The 17,120-nt window shown below is 70.6% G+C and carries 21 protein-coding genes; 15 read left to right on the forward strand and 6 right to left on the reverse strand.

The window, feature by feature from the left end:
- Positions 1 to 2: 2 nt before the first annotated feature.
- Positions 3 to 500, reverse strand: a complete 498-nt coding sequence (locus tag H5V44_RS05075) for a PUA domain-containing protein (RefSeq protein WP_185192056.1) — start codon at positions 498 to 500, stop codon at positions 3 to 5.
- A gap of 146 nt (positions 501 to 646) precedes the next feature.
- Here H5V44_RS05075 and H5V44_RS05080 point away from each other — a divergent pair, with 146 nt between their 5' ends.
- A complete protein-coding gene (locus H5V44_RS05080; RefSeq protein ID WP_185192057.1) occupies positions 647 to 952 on the forward strand; it encodes a putative quinol monooxygenase in 306 nt (101 codons plus the stop codon).
- Positions 953 to 970: 18 nt separating this feature from the next.
- Here the strand turns inward: H5V44_RS05080 and H5V44_RS05085 are convergent, their stop codons facing one another.
- Positions 971 to 1,468, reverse strand: a complete 498-nt coding sequence (locus tag H5V44_RS05085; RefSeq protein WP_185192058.1) for a LabA-like NYN domain-containing protein — start codon at positions 1,466 to 1,468, stop codon at positions 971 to 973.
- Positions 1,469 to 1,782: 314 nt separating this feature from the next.
- Between H5V44_RS05085 and dapA the strand changes: the two genes are divergently transcribed.
- From dapA to psmA, 11 genes are all read left to right on the forward strand, one after another.
- Positions 1,783 to 2,700: a 4-hydroxy-tetrahydrodipicolinate synthase gene (gene dapA, locus H5V44_RS05090; RefSeq protein WP_185192059.1), complete on the forward strand. Its 918-nt coding sequence runs from the start codon at positions 1,783 to 1,785 to the stop codon at positions 2,698 to 2,700.
- Positions 2,700 to 3,524, forward strand: a complete 825-nt coding sequence (gene dapB / locus H5V44_RS05095; RefSeq protein WP_185192060.1) for a 4-hydroxy-tetrahydrodipicolinate reductase — start codon at positions 2,700 to 2,702, stop codon at positions 3,522 to 3,524. Before dapA ends, dapB begins: the two co-directional genes overlap by 1 nt.
- A complete protein-coding gene (locus H5V44_RS05100) occupies positions 3,521 to 4,363 on the forward strand; it encodes a 2,3,4,5-tetrahydropyridine-2,6-dicarboxylate N-succinyltransferase (protein WP_185192061.1) in 843 nt (280 codons plus the stop codon). The genes dapB and H5V44_RS05100 overlap by 4 nt, the downstream gene beginning before the upstream one ends.
- Entirely contained in the window at positions 4,360 to 5,640 is a 1,281-nt protein-coding gene (lysA, locus tag H5V44_RS05105; protein ID WP_185192062.1) for a diaminopimelate decarboxylase, read from the forward strand. The genes H5V44_RS05100 and lysA overlap by 4 nt, the downstream gene beginning before the upstream one ends.
- Complete coding sequence (dapF, locus tag H5V44_RS05110; RefSeq protein WP_185192063.1) at positions 5,637 to 6,518, forward strand: diaminopimelate epimerase; 882 nt, start codon at positions 5,637 to 5,639, stop codon at positions 6,516 to 6,518. Before lysA ends, dapF begins: the two co-directional genes overlap by 4 nt.
- Entirely contained in the window at positions 6,519 to 7,640 is a 1,122-nt protein-coding gene (locus H5V44_RS05115) for a M20 family metallopeptidase (protein ID WP_185192064.1), read from the forward strand. It abuts the gene before it with no gap.
- 90 nt (positions 7,641 to 7,730) lie between these two features.
- A complete protein-coding gene (locus H5V44_RS05120; protein ID WP_185192065.1) occupies positions 7,731 to 8,267 on the forward strand; it encodes a BGTF surface domain-containing protein in 537 nt (178 codons plus the stop codon).
- Between the two features lie 75 nt (positions 8,268 to 8,342).
- Positions 8,343 to 9,062 carry an RNase P subunit p30 family protein gene (locus tag H5V44_RS05125; RefSeq protein ID WP_185192066.1) on the forward strand — a complete coding sequence of 240 codons (720 nt, stop codon included), beginning with the start codon at positions 8,343 to 8,345 and terminating at the stop codon, positions 9,060 to 9,062.
- Positions 9,034 to 9,738: a class I SAM-dependent methyltransferase gene (locus tag H5V44_RS05130; protein ID WP_185192067.1), complete on the forward strand. Its 705-nt coding sequence runs from the start codon at positions 9,034 to 9,036 to the stop codon at positions 9,736 to 9,738. Before H5V44_RS05125 ends, H5V44_RS05130 begins: the two co-directional genes overlap by 29 nt.
- Complete coding sequence (locus H5V44_RS05135) at positions 9,735 to 10,214, forward strand: Rpp14/Pop5 family protein (RefSeq protein ID WP_185192068.1); 480 nt, start codon at positions 9,735 to 9,737, stop codon at positions 10,212 to 10,214. Before H5V44_RS05130 ends, H5V44_RS05135 begins: the two co-directional genes overlap by 4 nt.
- A 4-nt stretch (positions 10,215 to 10,218) precedes the next feature.
- Positions 10,219 to 11,001, forward strand: coding sequence for an archaeal proteasome endopeptidase complex subunit alpha (psmA, locus tag H5V44_RS05140; protein WP_185192069.1), 783 nt, complete (start codon positions 10,219 to 10,221; stop codon positions 10,999 to 11,001).
- A 178-nt stretch (positions 11,002 to 11,179) separates the two neighbouring features.
- Here the strand turns inward: psmA and H5V44_RS05145 are convergent, their stop codons facing one another.
- Positions 11,180 to 12,388 carry an MFS transporter gene (locus H5V44_RS05145; RefSeq protein WP_343067686.1) on the reverse strand — a complete coding sequence of 403 codons (1,209 nt, stop codon included), beginning with the start codon at positions 12,386 to 12,388 and terminating at the stop codon, positions 11,180 to 11,182.
- Between the two features lie 410 nt (positions 12,389 to 12,798).
- Here H5V44_RS05145 and H5V44_RS17945 point away from each other — a divergent pair, with 410 nt between their 5' ends.
- The gene (locus H5V44_RS17945; RefSeq protein WP_343067687.1) at positions 12,799 to 13,389 is read left to right on the forward strand and encodes a sensor histidine kinase; all 591 of its coding nucleotides are present in this window, start codon (positions 12,799 to 12,801) and stop codon (positions 13,387 to 13,389) included.
- Here the strand turns inward: H5V44_RS17945 and H5V44_RS05155 are convergent.
- Both H5V44_RS05155 and H5V44_RS05160 read right to left on the reverse strand, forming a co-directional pair.
- Entirely contained in the window at positions 13,328 to 13,681 is a 354-nt protein-coding gene (locus H5V44_RS05155) for a helix-turn-helix transcriptional regulator (protein ID WP_185192070.1), read from the reverse strand. The genes H5V44_RS17945 and H5V44_RS05155 overlap by 62 nt on opposite strands.
- A gap of 25 nt (positions 13,682 to 13,706) precedes the next feature.
- Positions 13,707 to 14,480 (reverse strand): NRDE family protein, encoded by a 774-nt coding sequence (locus H5V44_RS05160; protein WP_185192071.1) that lies wholly within the window; start codon positions 14,478 to 14,480, stop codon positions 13,707 to 13,709.
- A gap of 83 nt (positions 14,481 to 14,563) precedes the next feature.
- Between H5V44_RS05160 and H5V44_RS05165 the strand changes: the two genes are divergently transcribed.
- Positions 14,564 to 15,004, forward strand: coding sequence for a universal stress protein (locus tag H5V44_RS05165; protein ID WP_185192072.1), 441 nt, complete (start codon positions 14,564 to 14,566; stop codon positions 15,002 to 15,004).
- A 79-nt stretch (positions 15,005 to 15,083) separates the two neighbouring features.
- On the opposite strand, the gene H5V44_RS05170 is transcribed toward H5V44_RS05165, so the two are convergent.
- Positions 15,084 to 15,728: a hypothetical protein gene (locus H5V44_RS05170; RefSeq protein WP_185192073.1), complete on the reverse strand. Its 645-nt coding sequence runs from the start codon at positions 15,726 to 15,728 to the stop codon at positions 15,084 to 15,086.
- 103 nt (positions 15,729 to 15,831) lie between these two features.
- On the opposite strand from H5V44_RS05170, the gene nreA reads away from it, so the two are divergent.
- Positions 15,832 to 17,097: a DNA repair protein NreA gene (nreA, locus tag H5V44_RS05175; protein ID WP_185192074.1), complete on the forward strand. Its 1,266-nt coding sequence runs from the start codon at positions 15,832 to 15,834 to the stop codon at positions 17,095 to 17,097.
- The last annotated feature ends 23 nt before the right edge of the window (positions 17,098 to 17,120 follow it).

Genomic DNA, 17,120 nt, shown 5'->3' on the forward strand with positions numbered 1-17,120 from the left:
GCTCACGGGCCCGCCTCGGCGTCGTTGCCCTCGCGGACGTAGACCGCGGCGCCGGCGTCGAAGTCGGCCATCGCGTCCGCGGAGAGTTCGGCGCGCCCGACCGCGAGCAGCGTGTCGTCGCCGAGCACCACAGCCACCTCGTCGCCCGGCCGGATCGCGGGGTCGGCCTCGCGGACGAACTTCGCGAAGGCGTTCTTGCCGTCGCGGACGAACGGCGCGCTCTCATCGCCGACGACGACCCGGGCGGTCGGCGGGTCGAAGGCCGCAAGCAGCCGTCGGCCGCCTTCGAGTCCGAGCGTGAACCGTCCGTCGGTGCCGTAGGACACGATCCGTCCTTCGGGGGCGACCACCTGCCGCGGCCGGCCGCCGGTCGAGCGGTGGAGGGTCAACTCGCCGTCTGCCTCGGGCGGAAACAGCGCTGCCCCCGCGCCGGCGCCGAACTGGTAGTCGGCGACCGTCCGGAGGTCGTCGACGGTCGTCTCGGCGGCGGACTCAGTCATACCTCTCATACCGATCCGGGGGGTAAGAGCACCGCGGTTCGACGCCGGCCGCTGGAGTACACCGGCCAGCCCGCCGGGGCAGTAACGGCGTCGCCTTCCGGGACATCAGACGTTTTGTGGCCAGCCGTCGATGTCCACCGTGGACGATGATCGTACTTCACGCTGTGTTCCCGATCAACCCCGACAAACTCGACGAGGCGTTGGACCTCGCCGAGACGATGGTCGAGGCGTCGAACGAGGAACCGGGCGTGATCAACTACCGGGCGGCGACCGACGTCGGGGCCGGCAACCTCCTCCGGTTCTTCGAGCAGTACGAGGACGCGGCGGCGATGGAGGCGCACGTCGAGTCCGACCACTTCGAGGAGTTCGAGGCGGCGCTGCCGGACCTGCTCGCCGGGGACCCCGACATCACCCGGTTCGACGTCGAGTCCGTTTCGGACGTCGAACTGTAACCGGGGCGACTCCCCGAGCTACAGCAGGAACGTCTCCTGACGTTCGGAGAGGTCCAGAAACGTGTCGGCGGCCTCGATCAGTTCGTCGGCGGTCGACTCCTCGAACGCCATCACCTCCACGCGGACGCCCTCGTGGCGGAGGTGCGAACACAGCCGCGAGAAGTCGCCGTCGCCGGTGCAGAGCACCACCGTGTCGACGTGGTTGGCGAGCGTCACCGCGTCGAGGCTCATCCCCACGTCCCAGTCGGCCTTCTTCGAGCCGTCGCCGAACGTCTTGATCTCCTTGATTTTCGGCTCGAAGCCGATGTCGATTAAGGCCTCGAAGAAGCTCTCCTCCTCGGGGGAGTCCGCACGGACGACGTACGCGATCGCCCGGGTAAGCTCCCGGCCCGACACGCCCTTCTCCAAGAGCGCGGAGTAGTCGATGTTCCGAGAGTAGAGGCTCTGCGCGGTGTGATACAGGTTCTGCGCGTCGGCGAGCATCGCCACGCGCTGGCTCGGGTGGATCTCCGTCATACACTCACTGGGGGCGGCTTCCTACATGAATGTCCGGTCCCACGTCGGGCGCGCCGACCGCGACTGTCGGTACCGACGCGGTTGCGAAACGTATATGATTCCGGGTACCGATGGCGGAGATGTGACACACGCTACGCCGTCCGCGACGGGACAGATCCCCTCGTCAGCGACGCGTGGCGCTCTTTTCGACGGGAAAAAACGCGCGCCCTGACGCTCCGGGCGGGAGTGGCATCCCCGTCCGTGGCGACCCCCGGCGGGCGCGCACCGACACTCGACCGACAGACCCTATAGACGGGGTCACAGCATACAACACAATGACGGAAATCGACTTCACCGGCGTGTTCCCCGCGATGACCACGCCGTTCGCATCCGACGGACGCATCGATCACGAAACCCTCGCCGACGACGCCCAACGCCTCGAAGACGCCGGCGTCGCGGGGCTCGTCCCCGCGGGCTCGACGGGCGAGAGCGCGACGCTCACCCACGACGAACACATCGAGGTCGTCGAGACGGTCGTCGAGGCCGTCGACGACGTGCCCGTGATCGCGGGCTCGGGATCGAACTCCACCCACGAAGCGGTCGACCTCTCCCGACGGGCCGCCGGCGCCGGCGCCGACGCCTTGCTTCTGATCTCCCCGTACTACAACAAGCCCGAGCAGGCGGGCCTCTCCGAGCACTTCCGGGCGGTCGCCGACGCGGTCGACCTCCCGCAGATCGTCTACAACGTCCCGAGCCGAACGGGACAGAACGTCGAGCCCGAGACGGTCGCCGAGCTCGCGACCCACGAGAACGTCCGGGCGTACAAGGCCGCCAGCGGCGATATCGCACAGATCTCCGAGGTCATCGAGCACACCCGCGACGAGGACTTCGCGGTGCTGTCCGGCGACGACGCGCTCACGCTGCCGGTCTGTTCGCTCGGCGGCCGCGGCGTGATCTCCGTCGCCGGCAACGTCGAGCCCGAGCGGACCGTCGAACTCGTCGACGCCGCCGTCGAAGGCGACCTCGACCGCGCCCGCGAACTCCACTTCGAGCTGTCGCCGCTGTTCCGCCAGCTGTTCGTCGAGACAAACCCCATCCCGGTGAAGGCCGCGATGGCGATCCGCGGCCACGGCCCCGAGACGCTCCGGTCGCCGCTGACGGAGCTCTCGGCGGAGCCCCGCGCGGAGCTCGAACGGATCCTCGCCGACCTGGAGGCCTCGGAGCCGGACGCCGAGACGACGGAGGCGGCGTGATGGCCGGGCTCCGCGTGGCGATCACGGGCGCCAGCGGCCGGATGGGCGGTGAACTCGTCGACGCCGCCACCGACCGCGACGACGTCGCGTTCGTGCTCGCGGCGAGCCGGACGCCCGAGGTCGTCCCGAGCGGCGACGCCCCCGGCGCGGCCGACGCGGTCGTGGCCGACGCCGACCTCGGCGCCGCGCTCCGGGATCGGGAGATCGACGTCCTCGTCGACTTCACCGTGCCCGAATCGAGCGTCGATTACCTGGAGGCGGCCGCCGACGCCGGGGTCGCGGTCGTCGTCGGTACGACCGGCTACGGCGAGGACGGGCGGGCCACACTCGATGCCGTCGCCGAACGGGTCCCCCTGCTGAAGGCCTCGAACTTCTCCCGGGGGGTAGCGGCGCTCCGGCGGGCGGTACGGGCGACAGTCCCCGCGCTCGACGGCTACGACGTCGAGGTCACCGAGACGCACCACAACGGCAAGCTCGATGCCCCTTCCGGAACCGCGCTGACGATCCTCGACGACGTCGAGGGCGCTCGCGGCGACGACGCCGACCGCGTCCACGGCCGCGAGGGCGAGCAGCCCCGAACCGGCGACGAGATCGGCGTCCACGCCCGGCGGGCCGGCGACATCGCGGGCGAACACGAGATCCTGCTTGCGGGCAACAACGAGGTGCTGGAACTGACCCACCGCGCGGGCTCCCGGAGCATCTTCGCCGCCGGCGCGCTCGACGCCGCCGCCTGGCTCGCCGGCCGCGACCCGGGACGGTACGATTTCGACGCCGTCTTGGAGCCGGACGGTGAGGACCGAGCCGACGAGGGGAACCCACGATGACACTCGAATCCGACATCGAAAACTTGTGGCAGCGCTACCAGAACGACGACATCGAGGACGCGGCGGGGTCGGCGGTCCAGTCGACGCTGGACGCGTTCCTCGAAGGGTTGGAGACCGGCGAGATCCGGGCGGCCGAGCAGGTCGGCGACACCGGCCCCGACGCCTGGGCGGTCAACGAGTGGGTCAAGCGGGGGATACTGCTCAACTTCAGCCTCCGGGAGACGGAGCCCCGCGAGTACGGCGGCGTCTCCTACTACGACGTGTTGCCGCTGCGGTCGACCACGGATCTGGGCGGCCGCGGAACCCGGAACACCCCCGACGGAACCGCGATCCGCCGCGGCGCGTACCTCGGGTCGGACTGCATCATGATGTCGCCGTCGTTCGTCAACATCGGCGCCCACGTCGGCGACGGTACCCTCGTGGATTCGTGTGACACGGTGGGGTCGTGTGCGCAACTCGGCGAGAACGTCAAGCTGGGCGCGAACACCCTGGTCGGCGGGGTCTTAGAGCCGGTCGAGGACGCGCCCGTGATCATCGAGGACGGCGTGTCGCTGGGCGCGGGGTGTCGCGTCACCTCCGGGTTCCACGTCGGCGAGAACACCGTCGTCGGCGAGAACACGCTGCTCACGCCGCGAATCCCCGTCTACGACCTCGTGACCGAGGCGGTCATCTACGGCCACCTGCCCGCGAACCGCCGGGCGTTCACCCGGTACGTGGAGTCCTCGTTGAGCGACCACGACCTCTTCGAGTCCGGGGCGTACAAGCCCGCGGTCGTCGCCCTCGACATCGAGGACGATACCCTCGACAACACCCGACGCGAGGAGGCGCTCCGGGAATGACGACGACCGGCGACGGCGGGCCGGCGGTCCGCCGCCTCGCCGAGTGGGACGCCGACGACCTTCTCGAACTCGCCGCGGAGTACGACACGCCGCTGTACGTGATCGACCGCGACCGGGTCACAGAGAACTGCGCTCGAATTCGCGAGGCCTTCCCGGACGCCCACGTCGACTACGCGATGAAGGCACACGCCGGGCAGGCAGTGCTCCGGACGGTACGGGAGGCGGGGCTGGGCGCGGAGTGTGCCTCCGCGGGCGAGGTCGAACGCGCGTTCGACGCCGGCTTCGCGGGCGATCGGATCCGCTACACCGCGGTCAACCCGCCCGGGCGGGACCTCGATCGGGTGGTCGAGCGGTGGCGCGAGCACCCCGGGCTGACGGTCACCGTCGGTGCCGCAGACACCGTCGACCGGCTCCGCGAGCGGGGGTTCGACGGCCGGCTCTGCGTCCGCGCGAACCCCGGCGTGGGCGCGGGCCACCACGAGAAGGTCCAGACCGGCGCCGACGCCAAGTTCGGGATCCCGATCGAACGCGTGGCCGACCTCGCGGCGGGGTGGGCCGACGAGTTCGAGCTCGTCGGCGTCCACGCCCACGCCGGCAGCGGGATCTCCGGCGACGACCTCCCGGCACACCGGGAGCTGGTCTCGCGGATGGGCGACCTCACCCGGGAGATCGAATCCCGGGCCGGGAGCTTGGAGTTCGTCGACGTCGGCGGCGGGTTCGGCGTGCCCTACCGCGAGGACGAACCGCCGCTCGACCTCGATGCGGTCGCGGCGGCGACGCGGGAGGCCGTCGGCGACACCGACGCGACGCTGTCGATCGAGCCGGGGCGCTACGTCGTCGCGGACGCGGGCGTCTTGCTGACCCGGGTCAACACCGTCAAGCGGGCCCGCGACGCGACCGTGGTCGGCGTCGACGCCGGGATGACCACGCTGCTCCGCCCCGCGATGTACGACGCCTACCACGCGATCCGGAACCTCTCGGCCGACGCAGACGGTGCCGAGGGGGCCGGGGATGCGACCGGGAGCCGCGAGACCACCCCGGTCACCGTAGCGGGACCTATATGTGAGTCGGCGGACGTACTATGTGAACAGAGACCGCTGTCGCGCCCCCGGCGGGGTGAGATCCTCGCCGTCGGGAACGCGGGCGCCTACGGATACGAGATGTCGAACACCTACAACTCCCGGCCGCGACCCGCCGAGGTCGCCCTGTCGGGCACGACAGTCCGGCTCGCCCGGCGACGCGAGACCATCCCGGACCTCACGGAGCTGGAACGATGACGGTACTGCACCACCAGGTACCCATCCAGAAGTACCACGGCACCGGCAACGATTTCATTGTCGTCGACGCGACCGAGTCGGTTCCCGACCGTCCCGCGTTCGCAACCACCTACTGCGACCGCGAGACCGGCGTGAGTCACGAACGATCGCCGCGAACCGGCGCCGACGGCGTGCTCTTTCTCTCCCTGGAACCCCGCTACTCGCCGCCCCGGGTGGTGATGACCCTGGTCCAGCCGGACGGTTCGATCGCCGCGATGTGCGGCAACGGCGCACGCGTCGCCGCCGCGTGGGCTGCCGAGCGCACCGGCGCGACCGAACTGATGATCGACACGCCCGCGGGGACGCGCCGCGCGACGATCGACGGCGACGACGTCACCATCGAGATGGGCGTCCCGGCGTTCGCGCCGCGGGCGGTTCCGCTGTCCCGCGACACCGAACTGATCGAGGAAGCCGTCGAAGGGCTGACGGTGACCGCGGTGAACACCGGCGTCCCACACGCCGTCGCGCTGGTCGACGACGTCGACGCCGTCGACCTCGACGCCGTCGCACCCGCGGTCCGGTACGCCGACGCCTTCCCGGAGGGCGCAAACGTCACGCTGGGGTCGCGGGTCGACGACGACGACGCTACTCCGCGGTTCCGCCAGCGAACATACGAGCGGGGCGTCGAGGGTGAGACCCGCTCCTGCGGCACCGGCGCCGTTGCGGTCGCGGCGGTCGCAAAGCGGCTCGGACGGCTCGACGGCCACGACGCGGTGACCGTCAGCCCGCCCGGCGGCGACCTCCGGATCACCGTTCCGGACGACGGCCCGGCGACCCTCGCGGGTCCCGCCGAACGGGAGTTCGCCGACGAACTCGAAACCGTGGTGCGGTCGCCGTAGATGGCCGGCGATCCGACTTCGGGCCTCGGCGCCGACGGGTTCGACCCGATCGACTTCCTGGAGCGGGCCGTCCCCGTGGCCTCGAACGAGGACGTCACGGAGATGCGCGAACTCCTCGTCGGGACGATCGAGGCCCGCGGGATCGACGCCCGCGTCGACGACGCGGGCAACACGCTCGCATCGAAGGGGGCCGATCCCTCGCAGGCGTCCACTCACCTCGTCTTCAACACCCACATCGACACGGTCTCGCCACACGTGCCGTTCTCCCGGAAGGGGGATGACCGGATCCGGGGCCGCGGCTCCTGCGATGCCAAGGGGCCGCTGTCGGCGCTTCTGACCGCGTTCTTCGCGGTCGATCCCCAGGAATCCCGGCTCACGCTCGCGGTGACGCCCGACGAGGAGGTGCTCTCGACGGGCGCGGCCGCAATCGACCTCGACGCCGACCTGTACGTGGTCGGCGAGCCGACCGGCCTCGACGTCTGCCCGGCGGCGAGGGGCCGGTTTCAGGGCACGCTGACGCTGTCGGGGACTGCCGCCCACGCCGCCGAACCCGAGTCGGGCGCAAACGCCGTCGCGGGGCTGGAGGATGCCCTCGCCGCGATCCGGACGTTCGACGACGGGCGCCAGCCCCACCCACAACTGGGGTCGGCGACGCTGACCCCGACGACCGTGACCGGTGGCGAGGCGACCAACCAGATCCCCGCGCGGTGCGAACTGGTCCTCGACCGGCGGAGCGTGCCCCCGGAGACGGCCGAGGGGTTCCGCTCGGAACTGATCGCGGCCGTCCGCGGGGCGGTATCCGCCGACCTCGGCGTCGAGTTCTCGCTGACCGACCGGCCATCGCCGTTCCTGGAGGCGTTCGCCACCGACGCCGACCACGACCTCGTCCGGACGCTCGCGGCCGCGGCCGAGCGGGCCGGCGGGCCGGGGGCGGTCCGCCCGTTCACCGCGGCGACGGAGGCGTCGTACTTCGCGCCTGCGCCGGTGGTGGTGTTCGGCCCGGGCGAACTCGCCGACGACGAGGGCGCGGTCGCCCACGCCGAACGGGAGTACGTCGCGGTCGCGGACGTCCGCCGCGCCGCCGCCGCGCTGACGGACGCGGCGCGGCGGCTGGTCGGCTGAGCGGTGCCAGCACCGGCGTCGTACACCGCTCAAGCGTCTATTTAACCATTCCCCGGCTACTTGCCCGGGGGGCCCGTCGATCCGAGTGCAATGACGCGACGCCCTCCACCCGACCACACGGATCGCGAACCGTGGATTCCACCCACACGACGGCTCGCCGCCGTCACCCTCGCGGCGCTGCTCGTTGCGTCGGCCGGCCTCGCGCCGGCAGCCGCACAGTCTGACGGCGACACCGTCGCGCTCGAAACCGACCGGGTCCCGTCGACCGGGAACGCGACGGTGGCCGGGACGACGGCGCTCGACCCCGGCACCGAACTCCGGATCCTGCTCCGGTCGACCGGCGACACGGAACCGGCGTTTCTCCGGTCGACGACGGCGACTGTCGGCCCCGACGGGGCGTGGAACGCCACGGTCGACCTGTCGCCGGTCGAGACCCACGATCGGATGTCGGTGACCGTGACGGCGGCCGAGGGCGACACCTCCGAGACGTTCGAGGCGTCGCTCCGCGACGACCGGGCGAGCGGGTCGCCCGACGAGGCGCCGATCTCGACGCCCGGCTTCGGCGTCATTGTCGCGGTCGCAGCCATACTCGCGAGCGCGGCCCTCCTCGCGCGGACCCGACGGTAGCCGCCGTCGGCCACGAGGGCCCCCGCGACCCGCGGATCCGTAACGGCCATACGCGCCGACCCCGTCGGTCGCGGTATGTACGAGGCGGTCTACGCCCGCCCGGACGGCGAGAGCACGGCGGCCCGGTTCGCGGAGGCGGCCGACCGGTACGGGTACGACGGCGTGATCGTCCGCGCGGTCGACGCCGACCCCGACTACGAGCGGCTCCGGGGGTCGGTGCCGGTCGACCTCGTCGACGCCGCGGCGGTCGTCGCCCCCGACCCACAGCACGCGAGCGGCGCGGTGGGAAACGCCCGCACCGAGCGGACGGTCGTCTGCGTCCGCGGCGGGACCGACGCGCTGAACCGGTTCGCCGTCGAGCAGCCCCGCGTCGACGTGCTGACTCGACCGTTCGTGGGCGACGACGGCCGGGGCGGCGACGCCAACCACGTGCTCGCGAAGGCCGCCGCGGACAACGGGGTCCGGATCGAGGTGAACCTCGGCCCCGCCCTCCGGCGTCGCGGCGGCGGCCGCGTCCGCCACCTCGCGAAGCTCCGCCGGCTGAAGCGGCTCCTCGACCACTACGAGGCGCCCTACGTCGTGAGCGCAACTCCACGGTCGCACCTCCAACTGCGGGCCCCGCGGGAACTGGCCGCCCTCGGGGCGGAGATCGGCCTCGGCGACGAGTGGATCCGCCGCGGCCTCGACGCGTGGGGCGACCTCGTCGAACGGAACCGCACGCGGCGCTCCGAGTCGTTCATTGCCCCCGGCGTCGAACGTGGCCGGTATGAAGAAGACGATCGAGGAGCACGCTGAGCGGTTTTCGAAAGCTGCGGGGTCGTACGACGACGACCAGGACTCCGCGGAGTACCTGGCGTGTGCGGATCTGGTGGTCGACCACGCCGCCCCCGACGCCGACGAGGTCGTGCTCGACCTCGGGACCGGGACCGGCGCGATCGCGATCGCGCTCGCCCCGTCGGCGGGTCGGGTGATCGGTCGCGACATCAGCGCCGGGATGTTGGAGGAAGCCCGGTCGAAAGCCGCCGAGGCGGGGCTCGACAACGTCGAGTTCGGCGAGGGTCGGTTCCGCGACCCCGACTACGACGGCCAGGTTGCTGTTGTGACCTCGAACTTCGCGATGCATCACCTCTCCGACGACGAGAAGCGCGAGGCGATCGGGGTCATCGCGGACCTGAACCCGCGGCGGTTCGTGCTCGGCGACGTGATGTTCTTCGGGGAGCCCGACCCCGAAGAGCCGTTCTACGACCCTGCGGTCGACGATCCCGCGACGGTCGGGACCCTCGCGGACGCCCTGACCGACGAGGGGTTCGCCCTGGTCGCCGTCGAGCGCATCCACGACCAGGTCGGCGTGCTGGTGGCCGAGCGGTTCGGCGAGGGGAGCGAGCGCGTCAGCGTCGTCGACGGCGGCCCCCGTTCGGTCGACGACGCCCCGGACGCCGGATCGGGTCACACCCCGGGTGACCGGGCGTGAAACACCTCCCCAAACACCTCCGGCCCCGGTGGCGGTATCTCGCGGTCGGGATCGAGACCTGGCCCGACGCGGCGTTCGACCGCGACGCGTTCCAGCGGGACCTCTGGTACGCCGCACAGGACCTCTACGGCGACGTCGGGAGCGCCGAGACCGACCTGACGGTGCTCGAGTTCGACCTCGCCGACGGCGACGGCGAGGCGATCGTCCGGGCCCACCGCGGGACCGAGGAGCGGGCGCGTGCCGCCGTCGCATGTCTGGCGGGCGTCGACGGTCACCCGGTCGGGCTTCGTATCCGCGGAATATCGGGGACGATGCGGGCCTGTGAGGAAAGGTATTTGAACGGCCGGGCCGGAAACCCGGGACAGAGAGACGTCGTGTTCGAGAACGAAACCCGCCCCGCCGTCGTCCGCGAGACGCGCTTCGATGTCGACGTCGGGGACGGGTTCGTCGGCGCGACGCGGCTCGATTTCGAGTGATACTATGCAGGGACAAGCCCAACAGCAGGCATACGACCGTGGAATCACGATCTTCTCACCCGACGGTCGGCTCTACCAGGTGGAATACGCCCGCGAGGCGGTCAAGCGCGGCACCGCGAGCGTCGGCGTCCGGACCGCCGAGGGAGTCGTCCTCGCGGCCGACAAGCGGTCGCGCTCCCCGCTGATGGAGCCGACGAGCGTCGAGAAGATTCACAAAGCCGACGACCACGCCGGGATCGCCTCGGCGGGCCACGTCGCCGACGCCCGCCAGCTCATCGACTTCGCGCGGCGGCAGGCGCAGGTCAACCGGCTGCGGTACGGCGAACCGGTCGGCGTCGAGACGCTCACGAAGAACATCACCGACCACATCCAGCAGTACACCCAGGTCGGCGGCGCCCGGCCGTTCGGCGTGGCGCTGCTCGTCGGCGGCGTCGAGAACGGCGACCCGCGGCTCTACGAGACCGACCCCTCCGGGACCCCATACGAGTGGAAGGCGGTCTCGATCGGCGCGGATCGCAGCGACATCCAGGAGCACTTAGAGGAGAACTACCACGACGACCTGAGCCTCGACGACGGCGTCGGGCTGGCGCTGCGGGCGATCGCGTCGGCCAACGACAACGAACTCGAAACCGAGGGCGTCGACGTGGCGACGATCGGGGCCGACTCGGAGTCGTTCGTCGAACTCGACAACGACGACATCGCCGAGTACATCGCCGAAAACGACCTCGAACCGGCCGACGAGGAGGAGGGCGACGCCGAGGACGCGGACGGCGACGCCGAGGAGTAAGTTCACGGCCCGGGGAGTTCTCGGATCCTCCCCGACGGCACCGGTCCGGTACCCCCCGGATCGACGCCCGACGGCTCACGTAACCCGCTACGGACGGGTAGCGATGCCCGCAGTTCGGGCCCGGTACGGAAGCACTCCGAGTGGCGTCATCCTCACGCCGCTGTGGCCGGGGGTCCGCTCAGGCTGCCGGGGTGAGTCCGCCGGATTCGGTCATCAGCCAGACGGTGACCACGCCGACCACGCCGAGGACGACCGCAAACCCGAACAGTGGGGTGTACGACCCGGCTCTGGCAACCAACTCGCCGGCAACGACCGGGGCGAGAAACGACCCCAGCCATCCGGCGACGCTCGCGAGCGACACGGCCGTCACGGCGGCGCTCGGATCGACGAACTCCTGTACCGACTGGTACAGCAGCCCGATCTGTAGCTGGATGAACACCCCCGCGACGACGAGCATCGCGACCAGGAGCCCGATCGTCGCGCTGTAGAACATCGCGACCGCCAGCACGGTTGCCCCGCCGAACGAGGCGGCGAACACGGGTCGGCGTCGCTGGCCCAGGACCGTATCCGAGACCAACCCGCCGGTGGGTCGGGCGAGGATCCCCACGGCGGGAAACAGCGCCACGAACGCGCCGCTCTCCGCCAGCGAGATGCCGAACCGACGCGTGATGTACGTCGGCATCCACGAGTTGAACACCATATACAGCGAGTAGCCGAGCGTCGTGATCACGACGACCATCCACACGTCCCGGTTTCGCACCACCCGCTCGAAGCCGGCTCGCGAGATGGGCTTCGTCGAGGTTTGGAACCGCGAGACCCGGCCGACGACGACGTAGAGCACGACCGACAGCAGCAGGACCGCGCCGCCGAACACGGGGAACACCCCTGGCCAGGTGACGCTCCCCGCGAGGAGCGGCGCCCCGAGTTGGCCGAGCGCGTAGCCGGCGGGGTACCCCGAGATGATCACCGACGTCGCCGTCGCCCGCCGGGCGGGCGGGAACGTGCTCGCGGCCACGTTGATGCTGACGACCCACAGCACGAACATCCCGAGGCCGGCAACCAGGCGCGACCCGACCAGCAGGGTCACGTCGCCACCGCTCGCGGCGATCCAATCGCCGACGCTGCCGAGAAAGAGGATCACAGCCGCGGCTGGAATGACCGCACGGGTCCTGACGCGGTCGAGATAGATCCCGACGGGAACCCCGATCACCGTCGCGGTGACCTGCGGCATCGAGACCAACGCGGCGGCCGTCGCCTCGGTGACGCCGAGGTCGGCCATCACGAGCGTGAGGACGCTCGCCGGAGTGATCAGATACGCACCGACGAACAGGAGCAGGAACCATCCGGCCGCGATCGTCCCGACCCGCCACCCTGAATCCCCAGTCACTTGGGAGACCCTGGACGATTTGATCTTCAACACCTACGCGGTTACTGAGGGCGAAGATAGTTCTGTCGGCTATGGTACTCGGCGGCCGGCCCGGGCGTCGCCAGCTACGCTTCGAGCGACGCGACCCCAGCAGTGGCCCGACAACCCCCCGATCAGTAGCCGATTTCTCGGCTCCGACCGGCGTACTTCCCACCGAGACGGTGGTGTCGATTGCCACCGTCCTGCACGGAAGGACGCTAACCGGGAACCCGGGATCCGGACGGGCTCGTTTCGACGCTCTTTGAGGCCTTCCCGGTCGGCGTGACGCTTCTCGATCCTTCCGGGCGGATCACGCGTGCTAACGGGCGGGCGGAGGACGCACTCGTCCTGACGAACGCGGAGATCTCCGAGCGGACCGACGACGATCCGGCGTGGGACACCGTCGACGAGCGCGGCGAGCCGGTTTTGGCCGAGGAGCTCCGTTCGCCCGGGTTCGCACGACGGGCGCCGACACGGCGGGAACCGGGAGCGTCTCCACCCCCGAAACGGCGACCGACTGCCGGTCGTTCGTACCGACCGGGTACGTACGCCTCGTCGAAACCGACGCCCGGATCACGGGCTCGCGGACCCGACTGCCACAACTCTTCGAGAACCTGTTTCGGAACGCTGTCGAGCACGACGGCGAGATCACGGTTCGCGTCGGCAGGCTGCCCGACGGCGCCGGACTCTACGTCGAGGACGACGGGATCGGCGTCCCCGCGGGGGACCGCGAGCGGATCTTCCGGGGCGGGTATTCGACGAGCGACCACGGCACGGGATCGGGGCTCGCGGTCGTTCGGCAGGTCGCGGACACCCACAGGTGGGGTGTCGTGCCGACGGCGGCGCCCGATTCGAGATCACGGGAATCGAGTTCGTCGATCCGGCCGGCTGAACGCGTCCCCGCGACGGCCCCTCGCGGCGTCAATACTCCTCGTATGCGAGGTTCATCAGCCACTGGGAGAAGGCGTCGCTGTTGTGGTTGACCTCCTCTTCGCCGATAAATGGCGAGAGCATATCCCCAGCCATCAACAGCCCGAACTCCAGATCCCGGGCCGCCGGCTCCAGGTGGTAGGTGTTGTGGCCGTCGTAGACGGTCTCCTCCCGCTCGATGAGCCCCTGGGAGGCGAGCGTCTCGGCGATCCGGCTGCCCTTCCGCGAGGAGATGTCCAACTCCTTCCAGAAGTCGCTCTGGTGGATCCCACCCGTCTCCCGGATGAGTTCCAGCCCTTCGCGTTCGTCCTCCGAGAGGTCGGCCTCGGCAGCGCTCGCGCTCATACCTCTATGTGGCTTGTGGAGTCGTTTAAACCTGCCCTTCGACCCGGCGGAACGCCGTCTCACACGGCGGTCCGTCGGCGAACCGGACGTCGGCGGTGCCGTCGGCAAACAGCGTGAACAACGACGACGACCGGGTGCCGAACCCGCGGTCGGGGTCGTGGACGCAGACGCCGTAGTCGTGATTCCCGAGGGCGTCAGCCGCACGGGCGCGCCACGCCGACACCGGCTCCCCGGGTTCGGGGGCAAGTGCCTCCCGGAGTCGCGTCGCGTTCCCCGCCTGTTCGACCCCGCGGTCTGGGTCGCGCTCGGGCTCGAAGTACTCCCCGTCGATGCCGACGTTGACGACGACGTGGACGCCCGGATCGAGCCGCCGGACGTCGAGCGTGCCGTCCCACTCGGCGTAGATCGCGGTCGGGTCGCCGGGCGTGGTCGGGCCGCCGCGCTCGGCGACGACCAGATTGAATCCGTCGTAGGTGTCGGCCGCGAGCGCGTCGTCGAGGATTCCGCGGGCCTCGTGGGTCGACGCGGCCCCGAGCACGTCGCGGACCAGGAGTCCGCGGGAGCGCTCGCCGCCGTCCGGCACGTCGACCCACCGGTTCGTGATCGCGGCGAGGAGGCCGTATTCGTTGTAGCCGATCCAGGTCCCGCCGGCCTCCGCGTCCCGCGGCGCGAGCACGGACGGATCGCCCTCGATCACGGCCGGCGGCTCCGACGGTCGACCCAGGCGCTCGTCGCGGTTCGCGGCCACGACGACCGGCGCGTCGTCGACAACGCGCCACCCGAGCGTCAACGTGCACATACCTCCCGTCCGGGCGGCGGCGACAATACCCTGTCGACGGTGGGGGACAATTGAAATAGATACTCCGCGAAGTCGGAGCCGAGATGTACGACCGGATCCTGCTTCCGACGGACGGCAGCGACGGCACGGAACAGGCGCTTTCGCACGCAGTCGAGATCGCCAGGGGGCGGGACGCCACCATCCACGCGCTCTCGGTTGTCGACCGGCGGCTCTACCTCGCGGCCGACGAGGACCAGAAGTCCGGGCTGAAAGCGTCGATGCGAAACGACGCGGAGGCGGCGGTCGACCGCGTCGCCGATGGGGCCGCTGCGGCGGGCGTCGACTGCACCACCGCCGTACGCGACGGGGTCCCCTCCCGGGTGATCCTCGAATACGCCGCGGAGACGCCGGTCGACCTCGTCGTGATGGGGACCCACGGCCGGTCGGGGAGGGACAAGCTCGCGAACCTCGGTAGCGTCACCGAACGGGTCGTCGAGAACGCCGACACCCCGATCCTGGTGGTCCGGATCGACGACGGGGAGTGAGCGGGTCGCGCCCGCTGCGGCCGCGCCGACGGCGTGGCCGTCGGACCGGCAGGTGCCACCGTCCCCGACGACGCGGTCGCTACATCCCGAGGTTCCCGTCGCGGCTGACGACGGTGTAGCCCTGTGCCGCGAGCGCCTCGTCGCGGTACCGGCGGACGACGAACCGCTGCGGCAGTCGCCGCAGCCCGAAGCGCCGGTCGGCGGTGTACTCGTACTCGACCGCCGTCCCGCCGTCGCGTGGGAACACATCGACGGTGTACGTCGACCACGGTTGTCCGTTCGCGGCGACTTCGAGCTCGACGGTCCGCCCGTCGTCGGCGGCGCCCGTCCGCGCTTGGACCGTCATCTCCACCGACCGCAAGCCGAACAGATACGAGATGCGGTACGTGACGCCCTCCTCGCCGACGGAGATGTCGTCCGCGATGCCCCACTGGAACGCGAGCACCGGCGGTGTCGGCCCGGTGAAGGCGTCGACGACGGCCCCGGGATCGTCGTCGGTTTCGAGCCGCACGGTCCCGCTGGGACTGAGAAGCGGTGCCCGAACGACCACGAGCAGTCCTGCGCCGACGGCGACAGCCGGGACCAGCGACGTCGCCAGGTACGCCCCGAGGAACGCGAGCGTGAGAACGACGACGACGAGCCCGGTCAGGGGGCGTTCGTATCTGAGGTACTGCTGAGCCACTACGCGAGCGTCCTGCGGCGGGTCGACGTCGGTGGAGGGCATCGTCCTGGCACTCAGCCTCACCGGGTATCATTCTGTCGGCACCGAAATCGGCTCGCAGATCCGACCGACATTATGATATCCGTCGTTTCCCCATACCGATGCGATGAAGCTGGACGAGTACGTCGACCTCGAACGCAACGAGCGGGCGGAGCGTCGGCGGCTCGCCGAGGAGAAGTCCTACGACATCCTTGACCATCTGGAAACGTTTCAGGACCGCTTCGAGGAGACGCTGCAGGGCGACTCGCTGTACGGCGGCGTCTCGCCGTCGATCTTCGTCGGCACCGCCAACTACCCCCGCGTCTCGACCGGCGTGCTCTCGCCCGTCGGCCACGACGAGGACGCCGCGCAGTTCGAGACCTCCGGCGCGTGGTACGACGAGGGCGTGTCGATCTCCGAGGTGTTCGCGCGGCGAACCTCGCTTCTGAACTCGACGCGACCCCAGGAGGTGACGAGCGTCGCCGACTCCTGGACCGGCTTCCTGGGCACCCAACGCGAGGTCGCGATCGCGGACCGCCCCGTGACCGTCGAGATCGGACTCGACGAGCGCCCGGACGTCGACCTCGATCCCGGCGTCGACGACGTCGCGACCCCCGTCGGGCCGCGGGCCCGTGCCACCTCCGCGGAACTCGCGGAGAACCCCCACGTCCCACGGCCCGTCGAGAAGACCCTCGAGGACGACGACTGGAACGCCGAGGGGGCGATCACCTACCTCTACCGGCGCGGCTTCGACGTCTACGACGTCAACACCATCCTGTCGGCGGGCGCGCTGGGACGGACCGACCAGCGGCGGCTGGTCCCCACCCGGTGGTCGATCACCGCCGTCGACGACACCGTCGGCAAGTACCTCCGCGGGCGGATCCGCACCAACCCGGGGATCGACGAAGTCGAGGTCCACCGCAACGAGTTCCTCGGCAACGCCTTCTGGGTCCTGCTCGCGCCCGGCGAGTGGGAGTACGAGCTGGTGGAGCTGAAGGCGCCCGGCAGCGTCTGGAACCCCGACCCCGAGGCGGGGATGTACCTCGCGGCCGACCGGGAGGGTTCGGAGGGCCGTACCGGCTACGTCGAGGAGACCGCGGGGGCGTACCACGCCGCCCGGTTGGGCGTCCTCGAACACCTCGCCGATCGCGGCCGGCAGGCCAAGGCGCTGGTGGTCCGGCACGTCTCGGAGGACTACTGGGGGCCGGTCGGGGTCTGGCAGGTCCGGGAAGCCGTCCGTGACGCCTTCGATACCGACACCTACGGCACCGCCGAGACGTTCGACGCGGCGCTCCGCGGGGTCGTAGCGCACGTCCCGGTGTCGCTTGCGACGCTCCGCCGGAAGTCGACGATGGCGGCGGGGTTGCAGACGACCTTCGGCGACTTCGGCTGACCGTACGGGCCGATCTCGTGTGT

Origin of the sequence: Halobellus ruber, from assembly GCF_014212355.1 — an archaeon.
GTDB classification, from domain to species: domain Archaea; phylum Halobacteriota; class Halobacteria; order Halobacteriales; family Haloferacaceae; genus Haloquadratum; species Haloquadratum rubrum.